Consider the following 15,019-nt stretch of genomic DNA (forward strand, 5'->3'; position numbering starts at 1 on the left):
CGGCGCGGGCTCCGGCCTCCGGCGCGGCGGGCACCGTCAGCGGCCCAGCAGGATGAGGATCAGGGCGAGCACCGCCACGACGGCCACGCCGTACCCCAGGATGGAGGCGAGGGCCGGAGGCGGGAGCGGGGCGGCGTTGCGCAGCGCGTGCTGCACGCGGCGCCAGCGCGGGTAGGCCATCGCGGCCGAGACCGCCGACAGGAACACCAGGACGACGGCGAGGGTCGTCCGCATCCAGGGCACGAAGACGTCCTCGGGGACCGCCGCCATGGCGACGCCGCCCGCGCTCAGCGCCAGCGAGGTGCTGAGCCAGGTCAGGAAGGTGCGTTCGTTCGCGAGCGTGAACCGGGGGTCCGGTTCTTCACCAGGGGCCTTCATAAAATCGACGGTATTTCCCCGATATTTCCCATAGAGAACTCGGGATCCCGTTTGAGCCTCGCGTGGAGGCCGCCGCCGCGGGACCGGCGGGTTCCCGGACGGCCCGCAGGCCCCCGGGAGACGGCCCGGCGGGCCCCCGGGAGGCGGACAGGCGGGTTCTCCCGCGGCGGGCCGGACGGATCAGGAGCAGGCGGAGCCCAGCTGCTCGACCCAGCGCGCCGAGTCGGCCGCGGTCTTCTGCGCCGCGTCGACGGCGCTGTTGACGTCGGTGACGTTCACCTTCCGCAGGTCGGCGGCCACCCCGTCGGCGGCCTCCTTCAGCGTGGTGTTGGCGGCCTGGTCCGCGAGGTCGCCCAGCTTGGCGGCGCCGTCGTTCAGCGCCTTCTCCAGCGCGGCGGGGTCGTCGGTCAGGCTGGTGGCCTTGCGCACCGTGTCGGTGACGATGCCGGTGGCCTGCAGGCACTGCTGCGCCTTGTCGACGCCCTGGCTCACCTCCTGCAGTTCGGAACATCCCGTGGTGACCAGAACGGCGGCCAGCGCGGCGGCGGCGAGAGCGGGGACGCGTCGCGTAGAGGGTCGCATGCCCAGACCCTACCCGGCGGATCCGTACGGCGAGCGGCACCGCGAGGACACGTGTCCCGCCGGACCGGCGGGGACCGCCGACCGATGAGAACCACCGACCGGCGGGGGCGGCCGACCGGTGAGAACCGCCGACCGGCGGGGACCGTACGATCGTCCCTCGGCGGGGCCGCCCGGCCGCCGCCGGACGCCCCGGGCGGAGACCGTACGATCTGCGTGAGGCGTCCTCGACCAAAGGGGGGAAAATGACCGACTGCGAACACCTGACCGGGGCCGGGGATCCGTCCCCTCGCACCCCCGAGGGGTGCGAGGAGTGCCTGAGGACCGGCATGCGCTGGGTCCACCTGCGCAGGTGCCTGGACTGCGGGCACATCGGCTGCTGCGACTCCTCGCCCGGCCGGCACTCCACCGCCCACTTCCGGGAGACGGGCCACCCGGTCATCGCCTCGTTCGAGCCGGGCGAGGCCTGGCGGTGGTGCTTCGTCGACGAGACGCTCGGCTAGGTTCCGTTCCGCCGGTCGTCCCGCCCGCCGCGGCCGCGCGGGCGGAGATCCACGGAACGGAACCCGGAGCGCGCCCCGGTCCCGGGTTCCCGGGGCCGGGGCGCGCCCGTCAGGCGTCCTCCGGGGCCCCCGCCTCCAGCAGGCGGCCCCCGGAGAGCCGCAACCGGCGGTTCACCCCGATCTCGGCGAGGAACCGCTCGTCGTGGCTGACCACCACGAACGCCCCCCGGTACGCCTGAAGCGCGCTCTCCAGCCGGCCGACGCTCACCAGGTCGAGGTTGTTGGTGGGCTCGTCCAGCAGCAGGAACCGGGGCGCCGGCTCGGCGTACAGGACGCAGGCCAGCGTGGCGCGCAGCCGCTCGCCGCCGGAGAGCGCCCCCACCGGGAGGTGGGCGCGGGAACCGCGGAACAGGAAGCGGGCCAGCAGGTTCATCCGGTCGGCCTGGGGCATCCCGGGCGCGAACGCGGCGAGGTTCTCCGCCACGGTGCGGTCGAGGTCGAGCAGGTCCAGCCGCTGGGACAGGTAGGCGACGCGGCCGGCGGCCCTTCTGACCGGGCCGCCCTCCGGCTCCACGTCGCCGCCGAGCACGCGGAGCAGGGTGGTCTTGCCGGCGCCGTTGGGCCCGGTCAGCGAGATGCGTTCGGGACCCCGGACGGTCAGGTCGACCCCCTGCCCGGCGAAGAGCGGCCGGTCGCCGCGGCGGACCTGCATGCGCTCGCCGTGGAAGACCGTGCGCCCGGCCGGGACCTCGGTCCCCGGCAGGTCCAGCGCGATCCTCTGGTCGTCGCGCAGGGCCCGGCTCGCCTCGTCGAGACGCGCCCTGGCGTCCTCGACCCGCGCGGAGTGCGCCTGGCCCGCCCGGCCCGCCGACTCCTGGGCGCCGCGCTTCATGTTCCCGGCGAAGATACGCGGCAGGCCGGCGTTCTTCAGGTTGCGGGCGGCGTTGCCCGCCCGGCGCTCGGCCCGCTCACGGGCCTGCTGCATCTCCCGCTTCTCCCGCTTCAGCTCCTGCTCGGCGCTGCGGACGGTCCGCTCGGCGGCCTCCTGCTCCGCGCGCACCGCCTCCTCGTAGGCGGTGAAGTTCCCCCCGTAGGAGCGCAGCTCTCCCCGGTCGAGCTCGGCGATGCGGTCCATCCGGTCGAGCAGCGCCCGGTCGTGGCTGACCAGCAGCAGGCAGCCGGTCCAGTCGTCGAGCACGTCGTGCAGCCCGCGGCGGGCGTCGAGGTCGAGGTTGTTGGTCGGCTCGTCGAGCAGCAGCACGTCGGGCCGCTTCAGCAGCTGCGCGGCGAGCCCGAGGGAGACGGCCTGGCCGCCGCTGAGCGTGCGCAGGCGGCGGCCGAAGTCGAGGTCCGCGAGGCCGAGCCGGTCGAGCTGGGCGCGGGTGCGCTCCTCGACGTCCCAGTCGTCGCCGATCACGGTGAAGTGCTCCTCGGCGGCGTCCCCGGACTCGATGGCGTCCAGGGCCGCGATCACCGGGGCGATCCCGAGGACCTCGGCCACGGTCAGGTCGCCGGACAGGGGCAGGCTCTGCGGCAGGTAGCCGAGCACGCCCCCGACGGTGACACCGCCGCCGGTCGGCCGGTACTCACCGGCGATCAGTTTGAGCAGGGTGGTCTTGCCCGCGCCGTTGGGGGCGACCAGGCCGGTGCGGCCGGGGCCCACGGTGAAGGACAGCTCCTGGAAGACGGAGGTGCCGTCGGGCCAGGAGAAGGACAGGTTGGAACAGACGACGAAGGCGTCGGACATGAAAGAAGACCTCGTACGGAAGCGGGCGCGTCAAGGACGCCCGGCGGGCGGCAGGGATCGATGAAACGTCGACATGGCCCCGACGGCGGCGATCACGCGCCTGCCGTGGGCCGGCCACTTCCGGTGTCACCCGGAGATGTCGAGGTCCCCTGCCATTCCCGGTCTCCCATCGCTCACGGTCATAGGTCCCGTCCACGATAGCACCGGCGTCCGGACCACCGGTCCCGCGGCCGGGCCCCGGGACGTCGCCCGCGGCGCGCGGACGGGCCCAGGAGCCGCCCGCGGCACACGCCGGGAACCGCGTACGGCGCGCGGGCGGGCCTTTCGGGAACGGGCCTACTCCCGCTCCAGGTTGGCCTCCTCGAAGTCGAGTTCCCGGATGACCCGGCGCAGCACCTCGTCGTCGATGCGGCCCTCGTCGCGGAGCCGTACGAGCACGTCGCGCTCGACCGCCAGCATCTCCCTGCGCAGCCGCCGGTAGAGGCCGCTGGGCGTCTCCTCGCCCTCGGGGCCGGTCCCGCCGCCGAGCCGCTCCCAGGCGGCGAGCGGCTGGTGCTCGGTCCGCTTCCTGAGCAGCCGCACCACGTGCTCGCCGGACTCGGGGACCCCCTCGGCGGCCAGTTCCTCCAGCCGGGCGAGCGAGGCGGTGGCGGCCTGCTGCTTGGCGCCGGCCTCGGCGAGGTTGTCGGCGAAGATCTCCTGCTCGTTGGAGACCCGCAGCCGGCTGATGAGCGCCGGGAACGACAGGCCCTGGATCAGCAGCGTGCCGATCACCACCGCGAACGTGAGGAAGAGGATCGTGGGCCGGCCCGGGAACTCCTCGGGCAGGGCGAAGGCCGCGGCGAGCGAGACCACCCCGCGCATGCCGGCCCAGCTCACGATGAGCGTCCCCGGCCAGGACGGCGGTTTCGGCTCGTTCCGCCGGACCCGGGCCGACAGCCTCCTCGGCAGGTGGATGCTGGGCACGACCCACACGGCCCTGGCCAGCACCGTGGCCGCGAAGACGGCCAGCGCCATCCCGGCGAGCCTCCACGGGTCCTCCCCGCCCAGCGCGCTCATGATCGGCCACAGCTGCAGGCCGATCAGCATGAACACGATCGTCTCCAGGAAGAACCCCATGACCCGCCACACGGCGCCGGACAGCAGCCTGGTGCCGAAGCCCGCCGAGGGCATCCTGTGCCCGACGGACAGTCCGACGATCACCACGGAGACCACCCCGGAGGTGTGGACGATCTCGGCCGTCAGGTACGCCCCGAACGGGATGAGCAGCATGACGGTGTTCTCGGTGAGCGGGTCGCGCAGCAGCCGCAGCAGCCGGTTCAGCAGCCAGGAGAGCGCGACGCCGATCACGACGCCGCCCGCCGCGGCGTACAGGAACCTGCCCGCCGCCTCCGGCCAGGTGATCCCGGCGCCCAGCGCGGCGGAGACGGCCACCCGGTAGACGGTGAGCGCGGTGGCGTCGTTGAACAGGCTCTCCCCCACCAGGATGGAGACCACCCGGCGGGGCAGCCCGAGCCGGCGGGCCACCGCGACCGCGGCGACCGCGTCGGGCGGCGCCACGATGGCGCCCAGCGCGAAGGCCGCGGCCACCGGCAGCTCCGGCAGCAGCAGGTGGGTCACCCAGCCGACGACCAGGGTGGTGAACAGCACCAGCCCGATCGACAGCAGCGCGACCGGCCGGCGGACGGCCTTGAGCCTGGTGTAGGAGCTGTCGATCGCGGCGGAGTAGAGCAGCGGGGGCAGGAACACCAGCAGGATCAGCTCGGGGTCCAGCTGGTAACCGGGCACCACCGGCGAGAGCACCAGCCCGGCCAGCACCAGCAGCAGCGGCGCCGACCACTCGCGCCGTCTGGCGACGGCGGCCACCGCGATGGCGATGACCGGAACGAGCAGCAGCTGGAGTACGGACTCCTGACTCATCGGCTCCCCCGAGCACGGTGATCCCGGGCGTCTGCCCCGGGATCACCAGTCGTGACGGTCGTCCCGCTCGTCGCGGCGGCGCTCCTCGTACCCCTGGTCGGGGCGGAGCCGCTCACCGGTGGAGTGCGGCGGGTCCGGGACGTACGGGCGCGGCATCCGCGCCTCCTGCCGGCCGTGCAGCCCCAGCGGGTCGGGGTCGGGCTGCCTGCCGCCCAGGCCGAGCGGGTCGGACGGGTCGACCCCCTGCTGGTATCCGGCGGGCGGCGAGCCGTACAGGTCGCGCAGGTCCGCGGGGTGGCCGGCCGTACCCGGCTGCGGGGCGCCCGGGACGCCGCCGGGGTACGGGTCGGCCTGGGGGGCGGGGTAGCCGTAGGGGTCGGAGCGCTCGGACGGGCCGGCGTCGTAGGCCGACTGGCGCTGCTGCGCCGCGAAGCCGAACGGGTCGGTGGAGTGCGGCTGCCCCTGGGGCGTCGCGCCCGGGGCGGCGTAGGGGTCGGGGTGCGCGGAGCGGGACGGGTACCGCTCGGCGTGCGGGGCGTATGGGTCGGGCTGCCGGTGGGCGGCCGGGGAGTCGTACGGACCGGGCTGGGTGGGCGGCCCGCCGTAGGGGTCGGACGGGTCGGGCCCCGCACCGTAGGCGTCGGGCCCGGAGGCCGGGGCGGCGAACGGGTCCGGCTGCCGGGACGCGTAGCGGTCGCCGCCGGGCATCTGGTAGGCGGGCTCGCCGGAGGCCGGGCCCAGCGGCTCGGCGGGGTACGGGCGGCCGTACGACAGCGAGTCGCCCACGATCATGTTCTCCCGGGGCACCGCGTCGCCGGAGCCGTAGTCGGCGCGGGCGGGGTCACCGGAGCCGTAGTCGGCGCCGCGGGCCGGGGAGCGGTCCGGGGGCGGCGGCACGGCCCCCCGGGCCACCAGCACGTCGTTGGGGCCGTGGGCGGGCACCGGGCGGTCGTCCTGCGGCTCGGGCTGGGCGACGGCGTCGGGATACTGCCGGTCCGGATCGGGATACTGCCGGTCATCGGGATACGGCTGCGGCTGGGCGTAGTCCTCGGGGCGGGGGCGGGCGTACTGCCCGGTGCCGGGCAGCTCGCCGGCCGCCGGGAACTCCCCGGAGACGGGGAAGCCCGCGGGATCGCCGTGCCCGGCGGGCGCGGCCTGGGCCGCCTGGGCCGCCTGCCCTCCCGGCGGCACGGCCTGCGGCTGGTCGTCCACCTCGTCGGGGTACTGGCCCCCGGCCTGGATGAACCCCTCGTCGAGGGCGTCCACCAGACGGCCGACGTCGTTCAGCGGCATGCGGAAACTGGCGGTGCACATCTCCCCGCGCCACAGGCTCAGGACCAGCGTGCCTTCGTGCCAGGTGACCCGTAGAACCCGCTCCTGGCCACGCTCGTCAAAGAACACCTCGCCGAACGACGGCAACGGGACAACTTCCGACATGGAGGACATCGTGCTTCAACCAGCCTTTATTCGTCCACTCGACCCCGGGAAACTCTACCGAACCGGTCCTTTCGTCCCCATCTTTCACCACGGTGACACCGAAACGGACGATCTCCTTTCGACCGAGGGCGCTCCGGCGGCCGGGTGCCGGGTGCCGGGTGCCGGGTGCCGGAGCCAGTCTGCCACGCGACATGGGACATGGCTTCCGGAATGCCGGGACGCGTCCGCGCGCTCACCGGCCGGAGCGGCGGCGATCGTCGTGGGGACCGAGTACGGTTGGCTGTCGTGCCGACCGACTCCATCACCCACGCCGAAGCCGACGACGCCTCCTCGCAGGAGCTCCTGCCCCCCGTCGAGGAGTTGCTGAGCACCGCCGTCAAGGCGGTCGGAGGGGTCGAGCGGCCCGGTCAGCTCACGATGGCGCGGGCCGTCCAGCGGGCCATCGACAAGGGCGAGCACCTGGCCGTCCAGGCCGGCACCGGCACCGGCAAGTCCCTCGCCTACCTGATCCCCTCGGTCCGGCACGCGATGACCTCCGACGGCGCCGTGGTGGTCTCCACCGCCACCATCGCGCTCCAGCGCCAGCTCGTCGACCGCGACCTGCCCCGGCTGGCCGAGGCACTCTCCCCGCACCTGCCGCACGAGCCCACGTTCGCGATCCTCAAGGGCCGCCGCAACTACCTGTGCCGCTACAAGGCCACCGCGGGGTGGCCCGAGGACGAGCAGGACCAGCTCTTCGACCCGCGTGAGGTGAGCGTGACCGGGCGGATGGTCCAGCGCATCCAGGAGTGGGCCGAGGAGACCGAGACCGGCGACCGTGACGAGCTGGTGCCCGGCGTCAACGAGCAGGCCTGGCGGCAGTTCTCGGTGAGCGCCAGGGAGTGCCTGGGCGCCACCCGCTGCCCCAGCGGGGCCGAGTGCTTCGCCGAGCTGGCCCGCGCCCGCGCCGGGGAGTCCGACATCGTCGTCACCAACCACGCGCTGCTGGCGATCGACGCGATGGAGGACTTCCCGCTGCTGCCCGAGCACGAGGTGGTCGTGGTGGACGAGGCCCACGAGCTGGTCGACCGGGTCACCTCCGTGGTCAGCGGCGAGCTGTCGGAGACCATGGTCATGGCGGCCGTGCGGCGGGTGGGGCGGCTGATCGACCAGCCGACCTCCGACCGCCTCATGGAGGCGGGCGAGGACCTCAAGGCCCTGCTGGCCGCCGCGCCGCCCGGCCGGCTCGACGAGCTGCCCCAGGTGCTCGGCCTGACCCTCGCCCTGATCCGCGACGCGGCGTGGGCGTGCATCACCTCCCTGGGCCCGCGCCAGGGAGGCGACAAGGACGACCCCGAGGGCGCCGGGCTGCGCAAGGCGGCCTTCACCGCCCTGGACGAGGTCCACGACACCGCCCAGCGGATCCTCGACGCCTTCGGCCACGCCGAGGAGATCGACCGGGCCGAGGTCGTCTGGCTGGACGCCGGCACCGACCGCCGCCCGCCCGTGCTGCGGATCGCCCCGCTGACCGTGGCGGGGATGCTGCGCGACAAGCTCTTCGGCGACCGTACGGTGGTCCTGACCTCCGCGACGCTCGCCCTGGGCGGCGCATTCGACGGCTTGGCCCGCCAGTGGGGCCTCGGCACCGGCGACCGTTCCAGGGACGCCGCCGAGGGCGACTCCGGGGAGGGCGCCGGCGGCGCGGACAAGACCACTGGAAAGCCGGACAAGAAGGGCGGAAAGCGCGCGAAGGGCTGGACCGGCCTCGACGTCGGCTCGCCGTTCGACCACCCGCGCAGCGGCATCCTCTACGTCGCCAGGCATCTGCCCCAGCCGGGCCGCGACGGCCTGCCCGAGGCGTACCTGGAGGAGATCACCGAGCTGATCGAGGCGGCCGGCGGCCGGACCCTCGGCCTGTTCTCCTCGATGCGCGCCGCCAAGGCCGCCACCGAGGCGCTGCGCGACCGGCTGAGCGTGCCGCTGCTGTGCCAGGGCGACGACTCCACCATGCTGCTGGTCAAGCAGTTCGCCGAGGACGAGCCGACCTGCCTGTTCGGCACCCTGTCGCTGTGGCAGGGGGTGGACGTTCCGGGGCCGTCGCTGCGGCTGGTCATCATCGACCGCATCCCGTTCCCCCGGCCCGACGACCCGCTGACCTCCGCCCGCCAGCGGCACGTGGCGGCCAAGGGCGGCAACGGCTTCATGGCGGTCGCCGCCACCCACGCCGCCCTGCTGCTCGCGCAGGGGGCGGGCCGCCTGCTGCGCAGCCAGCACGACAAGGGCGTGGTCGCGGTCCTCGACCCCCGGCTGGCCACCGCCCGCTACGCCGGCTTCCTGCGCGACTCCCTGCCGCCGTTCTGGCCCACCAACGACCCGGAGAAGGTCCGCCAGGCGCTGCGGCGGCTCGCGGACTCCTGACGGACCCCGCGCCCGGCCCCGGTACGGCGTGCGCCGGACCGGGCCGGGGGCCGGAGCCCGGCGCTCCCTCCCCCGCGGGGGATCAGCGGAACAGCTCCAGGTCGGGGCGCTTGGGGTCGAGGCCGTCGCCGGAGGAGCGCCTGCGGATCCGGCGGACCACCCACGGGCCGAAGTGCTCGCGCAGCCACTGGATGTCCTCGCGGCGCTTGGCCGCCGGATCGACGTGGCCGAGCGGCGGCCAGGTCTTCCGCCAGTCGTCGTCGGCGTCGATCCCGAGCACCTCGCACACCTTGGCGGCCACCATCCGGTGGCCCTCCTCGTTCATGTGCAGGCGGTCCTCGCTCCAGGCCCGCCAGTCGCGCAGCCCCTGCATCGACCACTGGTCCACCAGGTGGCAGCCGTGCAGGTCGGCGATGGACCGGAGGTGCATGAAGAAGATCGCGAAGGTGCCGCGGGCGCGGCGCATGATCGGGGTGTCGCGCGGGTCCACGCCGGTGAACAGCAGCACCTCGGCGCCGGTGGCCCGCAGCTCGCGCACGGCCGTCGCGATCTTCTTGGCCATCCGGTCGGGATCGCTGCCGGGCCGCAGCAGGTCGTTGCCGCCGGCGCAGAAGCTGACCAGGTCGGGGCGCATCTCGATCGCCCGCGGCAGCTGCTCGGCGATGATCTGGTCGATGAGCTTGCCGCGCACGGCCAGGTTGGCGTAGCGGAACTCCGGGTCGAGCGCGGCCAGCCGCTCGGCCACCCGGTCGGCCCAGCCGCGGAAGGCCCCGTCGATCCCGGGGTCGTTCATGCCCTCGGTGAAGCTGTCGCCGACGGCGACGAAGGAACGGTAACCCATCACGCCTCCTCCGCGATGGCGCGCAGCGCGAGCACGTAGGACCGGAGGCCGAAGCCCGCGACGGTGCCGGTGGCCACCCCTGCGACGACCGAGTTGTGGCGGAACTCCTCCCGCGCGGCCGGGTTGGAGATGTGCACCTCGACGAGGGGCGCGGTGCGCTGGGCGATGGCGTCGCGCAGCGCGTAGGAGTAGTGGGTGAACGCCGCCGGGTTCAGCACCACCGGGGTCCGCGAGTCGGCCGCCTCGTGCAGCCAGCCCACCAGCTCGGCCTCGTCGTCGGTCTGCCGGACGTCCACCGACAGGCCCAGCTCCCTGCCGGCCTCCCGGCAGAGCTCCACCAGGTCCTCGAAGGTCTCCGCGCCGTAGACGTCGGGCTCTCTCGTGCCGAGCCGCGACAGGTTGGGGCCGTTGAACACGTAGACGGATCTCATTGCACCGATCTTCCTCGTCACCGCGCGGCCCGCCGGGGCCGTGCCTTCCGTGCTGCGGTCCGCCGGGCCGAGCCCTCCCCGCGCGCCTCGCCCGCGCGTCTTCCGTACGTCTCCCCGTACGGCGGGACGGCGCGGGAGCCGCCGGGAGGCGGCTCCGGGGCCGCGGGACCGCGGGACCGCCGTGGGACCGCCGCCGAGGGGGCCGGGTCCGCGGGGGCGGGCCGGCCGGGGGCTACCGGGCGATCTCGTGGTAGGCGGCCTCGAGCAGTTCCTCGGGCGGATCCTCCAGCGGAGACACCTTAGCCAGGTCGTCCAGGACGACGAAACGCAGCCTGGCCCCGCGGCTCTTCTTGTCCAGGCGCATGTGGTCGCGCAGCTCCGGCCAGGCCTCGCGGCGGTAGGCCGTGGGCAGCCCGACCGACGTCAGGATCGAGCGGGTCCGCTCCACGATCGCCGTGCCGATCCGGCCGTCCAGCCGGGACAGCTCGGCGGCGTAGACCATGCCGATGGCCACGGCCTCGCCGTGGCGCATCCGGTAGTCCTCGGCCCGCTCGATGGCGTGGGCGAGGGTGTGACCGTAGTTGAGGATCTCCCGCAGGCCGCTCTCGCGCAGATCGGCGCCGACGACGTCGGCCTTGACCCGCACCTTGCGCTCGATCAGCTCGCGGGTGTGCCGTCCCTCGGGGTGCCGGGCGCCCTCGGGGTCGTCCTCGATGAGCGCCAGGATCTCCGGGTCGGCGATGAAACCGCCCTTGATGACCTCGGCCAGGCCCGCGACGTAGTCGTCGCGGGGCACCGAGAGCAGCGTGGCGAGGTCGCACAGGACGCCGGCCGGCGGGTGGAAGGAGCCCACGAGGTTCTTGCCCTCGGGGGTGTTGATCCCGGTCTTGCCGCCGACCGCCGCGTCGACCATGCCGAGCAGGGTGGTCGGCACCTGCACGACCTTGACGCCGCGCAGCCAGGTCGCGGCGGCGAACCCGGCGAGGTCGGTGGTCGCTCCCCCGCCCACGCCGACCACGGCGTCGGAGCGGGTCATGCCGTGCCGGCCGAACTCCGACCACAGGCCGGCGACCACCTCGGCCGTCTTGGCCCGCTCGCCGTCGGGCACCGGCAGCGCGACGACCTCGTACCCGGCCGATTCCAGGGCGCCGTGGACCGGACGCGCGATCTCCGGCAGGCTCACGGGGTGGATCACCGCGACGGTGCGGACCCCCGCGCCGAGCAGGCCGCCCAGCTCGCCGAGCACGCCGGCGCCGACGACGACGTCGTAGGGGGCCGCCCCGCCGACCCTGATCCTGGAGACGGTCACGGCCGCAGCCCCTTCGCGATCTCGTCGGCGACCTCGCCCGGCTCGCGGTCGTCGGTGGCCACGACGACGGTGGCCAGGCCCTCGTAGACCGGGCGGCGCTCGTCCATGAGCTTCTTCAGCCGGCTGCGCGGGTTCAGCACGAGCAGCGGCCGCGCCGAGGCCAGGCCCACCCGCTGGACCGCCTGCGACAGGCCGACCTCCAGGTAGACCACCGGGTGGCCGGCCAGCAGCTCCCGCGTCTCCTCGGAGAGGACCGCGCCTCCGCCGAGGGCCAGCACGCCGTCGTGCTCGGCCAGCGCCCGCCGTACGGCCTCGGCCTCCAGCTCGCGGAAGCGCTCCTCGCCGTCCTCGACGAAGATGTCGCTGACGGGCTTGCCCGCCACGGCCTCGACGTCGGCGTCGGTGTCGCGGAAGGCGGTGCCGAGCCGTCCTGCGAGCAGCCTGCCGACGGTCGACTTGCCCGCTCCCGGGGGGCCGATCAGAACTGCGCGGGGACTCACCGTGTCTCCTTCTCCGTGGCTTTCTCCATGGTCTTCCGCCTGGCGGCGCGCCCGGTCACTTGATCACCATCGAGGACAGGTAGCCGGCGAGGTTGCGGGCGACCTCCTCGACCGAGTCGCCGCCGAACTTCTCCAGCGCGGCGTCGGCCAGGACGAGCGCGACCATCGCCTCGGCGACGATCGCGGCGGCCGGTACGGCGCACACGTCGGAACGCTCGTGGTGGGCCTTGGCCGCCTCACCGGTCAGCACGTCGATCGTGGCCAGCGCCCGGGGGACGGTGGAGATCGGCTTCATCGCCGCGCTCACCCGCAGCGGCTCGCCGTTGGTCATGCCGCCCTCCACGCCGCCGGCGCGGTTGGTGATCCGGCGGACCCCCTCGGAGGTGTTCTCGATCTCGTCGTGGGCCCGGGAGCCGGGGCGGCGGGCGGTCTCGAAGCCGTCGCCGAGGGCGACGCCCTTGATCGCCTGGATGCCCATCAGGGCCGCGGCGAGGCGGGCGTCGAGGCGGCGGTCCCAGTGGGTGTAGCTGCCCAGGCCCGGCGGCAGGCCGTAGGCGACGACCTCGACGACGCCGCCGAGGGTGTCGCCGTCCTTGTGCGCCCGGTCGATCTCGGCGACCATGGCGGCGCTGCCGGCCGGGTCGGCGCAGCGCACCGGGTCGGCGTCGATCCTCGCCAGGTCGTCCGGTCCGGGCAGGGTCTCGGAGGTCGTGCCGGCCCCGCCGATCGACAGGACGTGGCTGACGATGTCGACGCCGAGGGCCTGCTTGAGGAACTTCTTCGCGACCTGGCCGAGGGCGACCCGGGCGGCGGTCTCGCGGGCGCTGGCGCGGTCCAGGACCGGGCGGGCGTCGTCGAAGCCGTACTTCTGCATGCCCGCCAGGTCGGCGTGGCCGGGGCGCGGGCGCGAGCGCGGCGCGTTGCGGGCCTGGCCCTCCAGCAGCGCCGGGTCCACCGGGTCGGCCGCCATGACCGTCTCCCACTTGGGCCACTCGGTGTTGCCCACGCGGAGGGCGACAGGGCTGCCGAGCGTGCGGCCGTGCCGTACGCCGCCGACGATGGTCACCACGTCCTGCTCGAACTTCATCCGGGCGCCGCGGCCATAGCCGAGGCGGCGCCTGGCCAGCGCCTCGTCGATGTCGGCCGTGGTCACCTCCACCCCGGCGGGCAGGCCTTCGAGGATCGCGACGAGCTCGGGGCCGTGGGACTCTCCTGCGGTCAACCAGCGCAACATGATGACAAGTCTTCCACGTGCCGCCCACTGGAATGGCCGCAGCTCACCTGGTGAGACACCGGCCCGTACGGCGGGCCGCGTCGTACGGGCCCCCGCGTCCCGGCCGCGTGTGGAACGTCCGGTTCCGCCACGCGGCCGGCGATCCGGGCGGCGGTGCCGGGCGGGGACCAGAGGAGCGGGGCGGGGATCCGGGCGGCGGTGCCGGGCGGGGATCAGAGGAGCGGGGCGGCGAGGACCGCCGCGAACGCGCCGAAGGCCATGAACGGGCCGAACGGGATCTCGCTGCGGCGGCCCGCGCGGCGCGTGGCCAGCAGGGCGACGCCGTAGACGCCTCCCGCCAGGAAGCCCAGGAACGTGCCGGCGACGAGGACGCCCCAGCCGAGCCAGCCGAGCGCGGTGCCGAGGCTCGCGGCGAGCTTGACGTCGCCCAGCCCCATCCCCGCCGGGTTGACCAGGAAGAGCAGCAGGTAGAAGGCCGCCAGCGCGAGCCCGCCGAGCCCGGCCCGCGGCAGGTCGTCCCACCGTCCCCCGGCCGCGGCGGACACCGTCAGCAGGACGCCGGTGCCGAGGTAGGCGGCGAGCGTGAGCCGGTCGGGCAGCCGGCGGACGGCCGCGTCGACGAAGGCCAGCACGACGCAGACCCCGGCCAGCCAGCAGAGGGCGAGGAGTCCGGCGGCCCGCGCGGCGACGGCCCGCGCGCCGCCGTCCCAGAGGCCGCCCGGCCAGGCAGGGTCGAGGCCGGGGGTGACGGCCCGCCAGGCGAGCACGGCGAGGACCAGCCCGGTGACGGCCTCCACGGTGAACGGCGGCGGCCCGGACCGGGCGGAGCACCCGCGCCGGGGCGGTTCCCCCTCGGGCACGGAGTGCCGCACGACCAGGACGCGCGACCACAGCCCGATCAGCACTCCGGCGAGGGCCGCCGCGGCGGGGAGGAGGACCACCGCTCGACCATAGTCCGGGCGGGCCGGTCGCGCCCGCCGTACGGCCGCGGCCGGGTGGCCCGCCGCGTCCACCGGGCGGTCACGGCCCGCCGCACGCCGCGGCCGGGGGCCCGGCGTGCGGCCGGAGGGTCAGGCCCGCCTGCGCCAGGGCAGGCCGGCGTGGGCGACCATGACCGAGGGCAAGCTGAGGTCAGGCCCGCCTGCGCCAGGGCAGGCCGAACCGCCTGCGCCCGGACGTCCCGGCGGCCCGCGCGGGCTCGTGGGCCCCGGCCGCCTCGGGGGCGGAGGGGACGTCCGCCATCCGTGCCACGGTGGCCTCCGGGCCCAGCCCGCCGACGTCGCCCGACGCGACCGCGGCGAGGGCCCGCAGGACGGCCCCCTCGATCACGAACGGTACGGGTCCCGCCACGTCGAGCACCACCGCCGCGGCCTCCTCGTGGACCGCGGCCTGGCAGATCAGCGGCGCGGTGGTCTGGATGGGCCGGGCGTCCGGGCGCCAGAGGCGGAGCGACTCGGCCCCGGTGAAGGCCGGCACGGCCTCCCGCCCGTCCTTGCCGACGAGCTTCGGCAGGGCCATCTCGCTCTCCTTCTCCTGGCGCAGCCCGTGCTCGCCGACCTCGGAGGAGGTCAGCAGGGCCACCACCGGGACGAGCAGCCGCGCACCGGACAGCGACGCCACCACGGCGCCGGCGTCGGCCGTACCGGACGAGAACGCGGCGAGCGCGGACGCCAGGGCGGCGTCGGCGGCGCCGTCGTCGTCGGGGACCAGGGGCTGCGGGATGCTCGGCACGAATCCGGAGCC

General features: G+C 74.9%; 14 protein-coding genes. 2 read left to right on the forward strand and 12 right to left on the reverse strand.

Features of this window, described 5'->3' with window-relative positions; translation table 11 throughout:
• Positions 1 to 36: 36 nt before the first annotated feature.
• Both IEZ10_RS04730 and IEZ10_RS04735 read right to left on the reverse strand, forming a co-directional pair.
• The gene (locus IEZ10_RS04730) at positions 37 to 378 is read right to left on the reverse strand and encodes a YidH family protein (RefSeq protein ID WP_189245228.1); all 342 of its coding nucleotides are present in this window, start codon (positions 376 to 378) and stop codon (positions 37 to 39) included.
• A 180-nt stretch (positions 379 to 558) separates the two neighbouring features.
• Positions 559 to 960, reverse strand: coding sequence for a DUF8711 family protein (locus tag IEZ10_RS04735; RefSeq protein WP_189245229.1), 402 nt, complete (start codon positions 958 to 960; stop codon positions 559 to 561).
• Between the two features lie 242 nt (positions 961 to 1,202).
• Between IEZ10_RS04735 and IEZ10_RS04740 the strand changes: the two genes are divergently transcribed.
• Positions 1,203 to 1,460, forward strand: coding sequence for a ubiquitin carboxyl-terminal hydrolase 14 (locus IEZ10_RS04740; protein WP_189245230.1), 258 nt, complete (start codon positions 1,203 to 1,205; stop codon positions 1,458 to 1,460).
• A gap of 109 nt (positions 1,461 to 1,569) precedes the next feature.
• On the opposite strand, the gene IEZ10_RS04745 is transcribed toward IEZ10_RS04740, so the two are convergent.
• From IEZ10_RS04745 to IEZ10_RS04755, 3 genes are all read right to left on the reverse strand, one after another.
• Positions 1,570 to 3,207 carry an ABC-F family ATP-binding cassette domain-containing protein gene (locus tag IEZ10_RS04745; RefSeq protein WP_189245231.1) on the reverse strand — a complete coding sequence of 546 codons (1,638 nt, stop codon included), beginning with the start codon at positions 3,205 to 3,207 and terminating at the stop codon, positions 1,570 to 1,572.
• 336 nt (positions 3,208 to 3,543) lie between these two features.
• Entirely contained in the window at positions 3,544 to 5,127 is a 1,584-nt protein-coding gene (locus tag IEZ10_RS04750) for a Na+/H+ antiporter (RefSeq protein ID WP_189245232.1), read from the reverse strand.
• A 42-nt stretch (positions 5,128 to 5,169) separates the two neighbouring features.
• Positions 5,170 to 6,564, reverse strand: a complete 1,395-nt coding sequence (locus tag IEZ10_RS04755) for a hypothetical protein (protein WP_189245233.1) — start codon at positions 6,562 to 6,564, stop codon at positions 5,170 to 5,172.
• Positions 6,565 to 6,849: 285 nt separating this feature from the next.
• Between IEZ10_RS04755 and IEZ10_RS04760 the strand changes: the two genes are divergently transcribed.
• Positions 6,850 to 8,961 carry an ATP-dependent DNA helicase gene (locus IEZ10_RS04760; protein WP_229810959.1) on the forward strand — a complete coding sequence of 704 codons (2,112 nt, stop codon included), beginning with the start codon at positions 6,850 to 6,852 and terminating at the stop codon, positions 8,959 to 8,961.
• 82 nt (positions 8,962 to 9,043) lie between these two features.
• Here the strand turns inward: IEZ10_RS04760 and IEZ10_RS04765 are convergent, their stop codons facing one another.
• The 7 genes from IEZ10_RS04765 to IEZ10_RS04795 form a co-directional block, all read right to left on the reverse strand.
• Positions 9,044 to 9,802, reverse strand: a complete 759-nt coding sequence (locus IEZ10_RS04765) for an SGNH/GDSL hydrolase family protein (RefSeq protein ID WP_189245235.1) — start codon at positions 9,800 to 9,802, stop codon at positions 9,044 to 9,046.
• Positions 9,802 to 10,233: a type II 3-dehydroquinate dehydratase gene (gene aroQ, locus IEZ10_RS04770; protein ID WP_189245236.1), complete on the reverse strand. Its 432-nt coding sequence runs from the start codon at positions 10,231 to 10,233 to the stop codon at positions 9,802 to 9,804. The genes IEZ10_RS04765 and aroQ overlap by 1 nt, the downstream gene beginning before the upstream one ends.
• A 232-nt stretch (positions 10,234 to 10,465) precedes the next feature.
• Complete coding sequence (gene aroB, locus IEZ10_RS04775; RefSeq protein WP_189245237.1) at positions 10,466 to 11,542, reverse strand: 3-dehydroquinate synthase; 1,077 nt, start codon at positions 11,540 to 11,542, stop codon at positions 10,466 to 10,468.
• Positions 11,539 to 12,042 carry a shikimate kinase gene (locus IEZ10_RS04780; RefSeq protein WP_189245238.1) on the reverse strand — a complete coding sequence of 168 codons (504 nt, stop codon included), beginning with the start codon at positions 12,040 to 12,042 and terminating at the stop codon, positions 11,539 to 11,541. Before IEZ10_RS04780 ends, aroB begins: the two co-directional genes overlap by 4 nt.
• 55 nt (positions 12,043 to 12,097) lie before the next feature.
• Positions 12,098 to 13,276, reverse strand: coding sequence for a chorismate synthase (aroC, locus tag IEZ10_RS04785; RefSeq protein ID WP_189245239.1), 1,179 nt, complete (start codon positions 13,274 to 13,276; stop codon positions 12,098 to 12,100).
• Positions 13,277 to 13,488: 212 nt separating this feature from the next.
• Complete coding sequence (locus IEZ10_RS04790) at positions 13,489 to 14,217, reverse strand: prepilin peptidase (protein WP_189245240.1); 729 nt, start codon at positions 14,215 to 14,217, stop codon at positions 13,489 to 13,491.
• Positions 14,218 to 14,407: 190 nt separating this feature from the next.
• Entirely contained in the window at positions 14,408 to 15,007 is a 600-nt protein-coding gene (locus IEZ10_RS04795; RefSeq protein WP_189245241.1) for an SseB family protein, read from the reverse strand.
• Between the last annotated feature and the right edge of the window lie 12 nt (positions 15,008 to 15,019).

This window comes from Streptosporangium pseudovulgare (genome assembly GCF_014648055.1).
GTDB lineage: Bacteria > Actinomycetota > Actinomycetes > Streptosporangiales > Streptosporangiaceae > Streptosporangium > Streptosporangium pseudovulgare.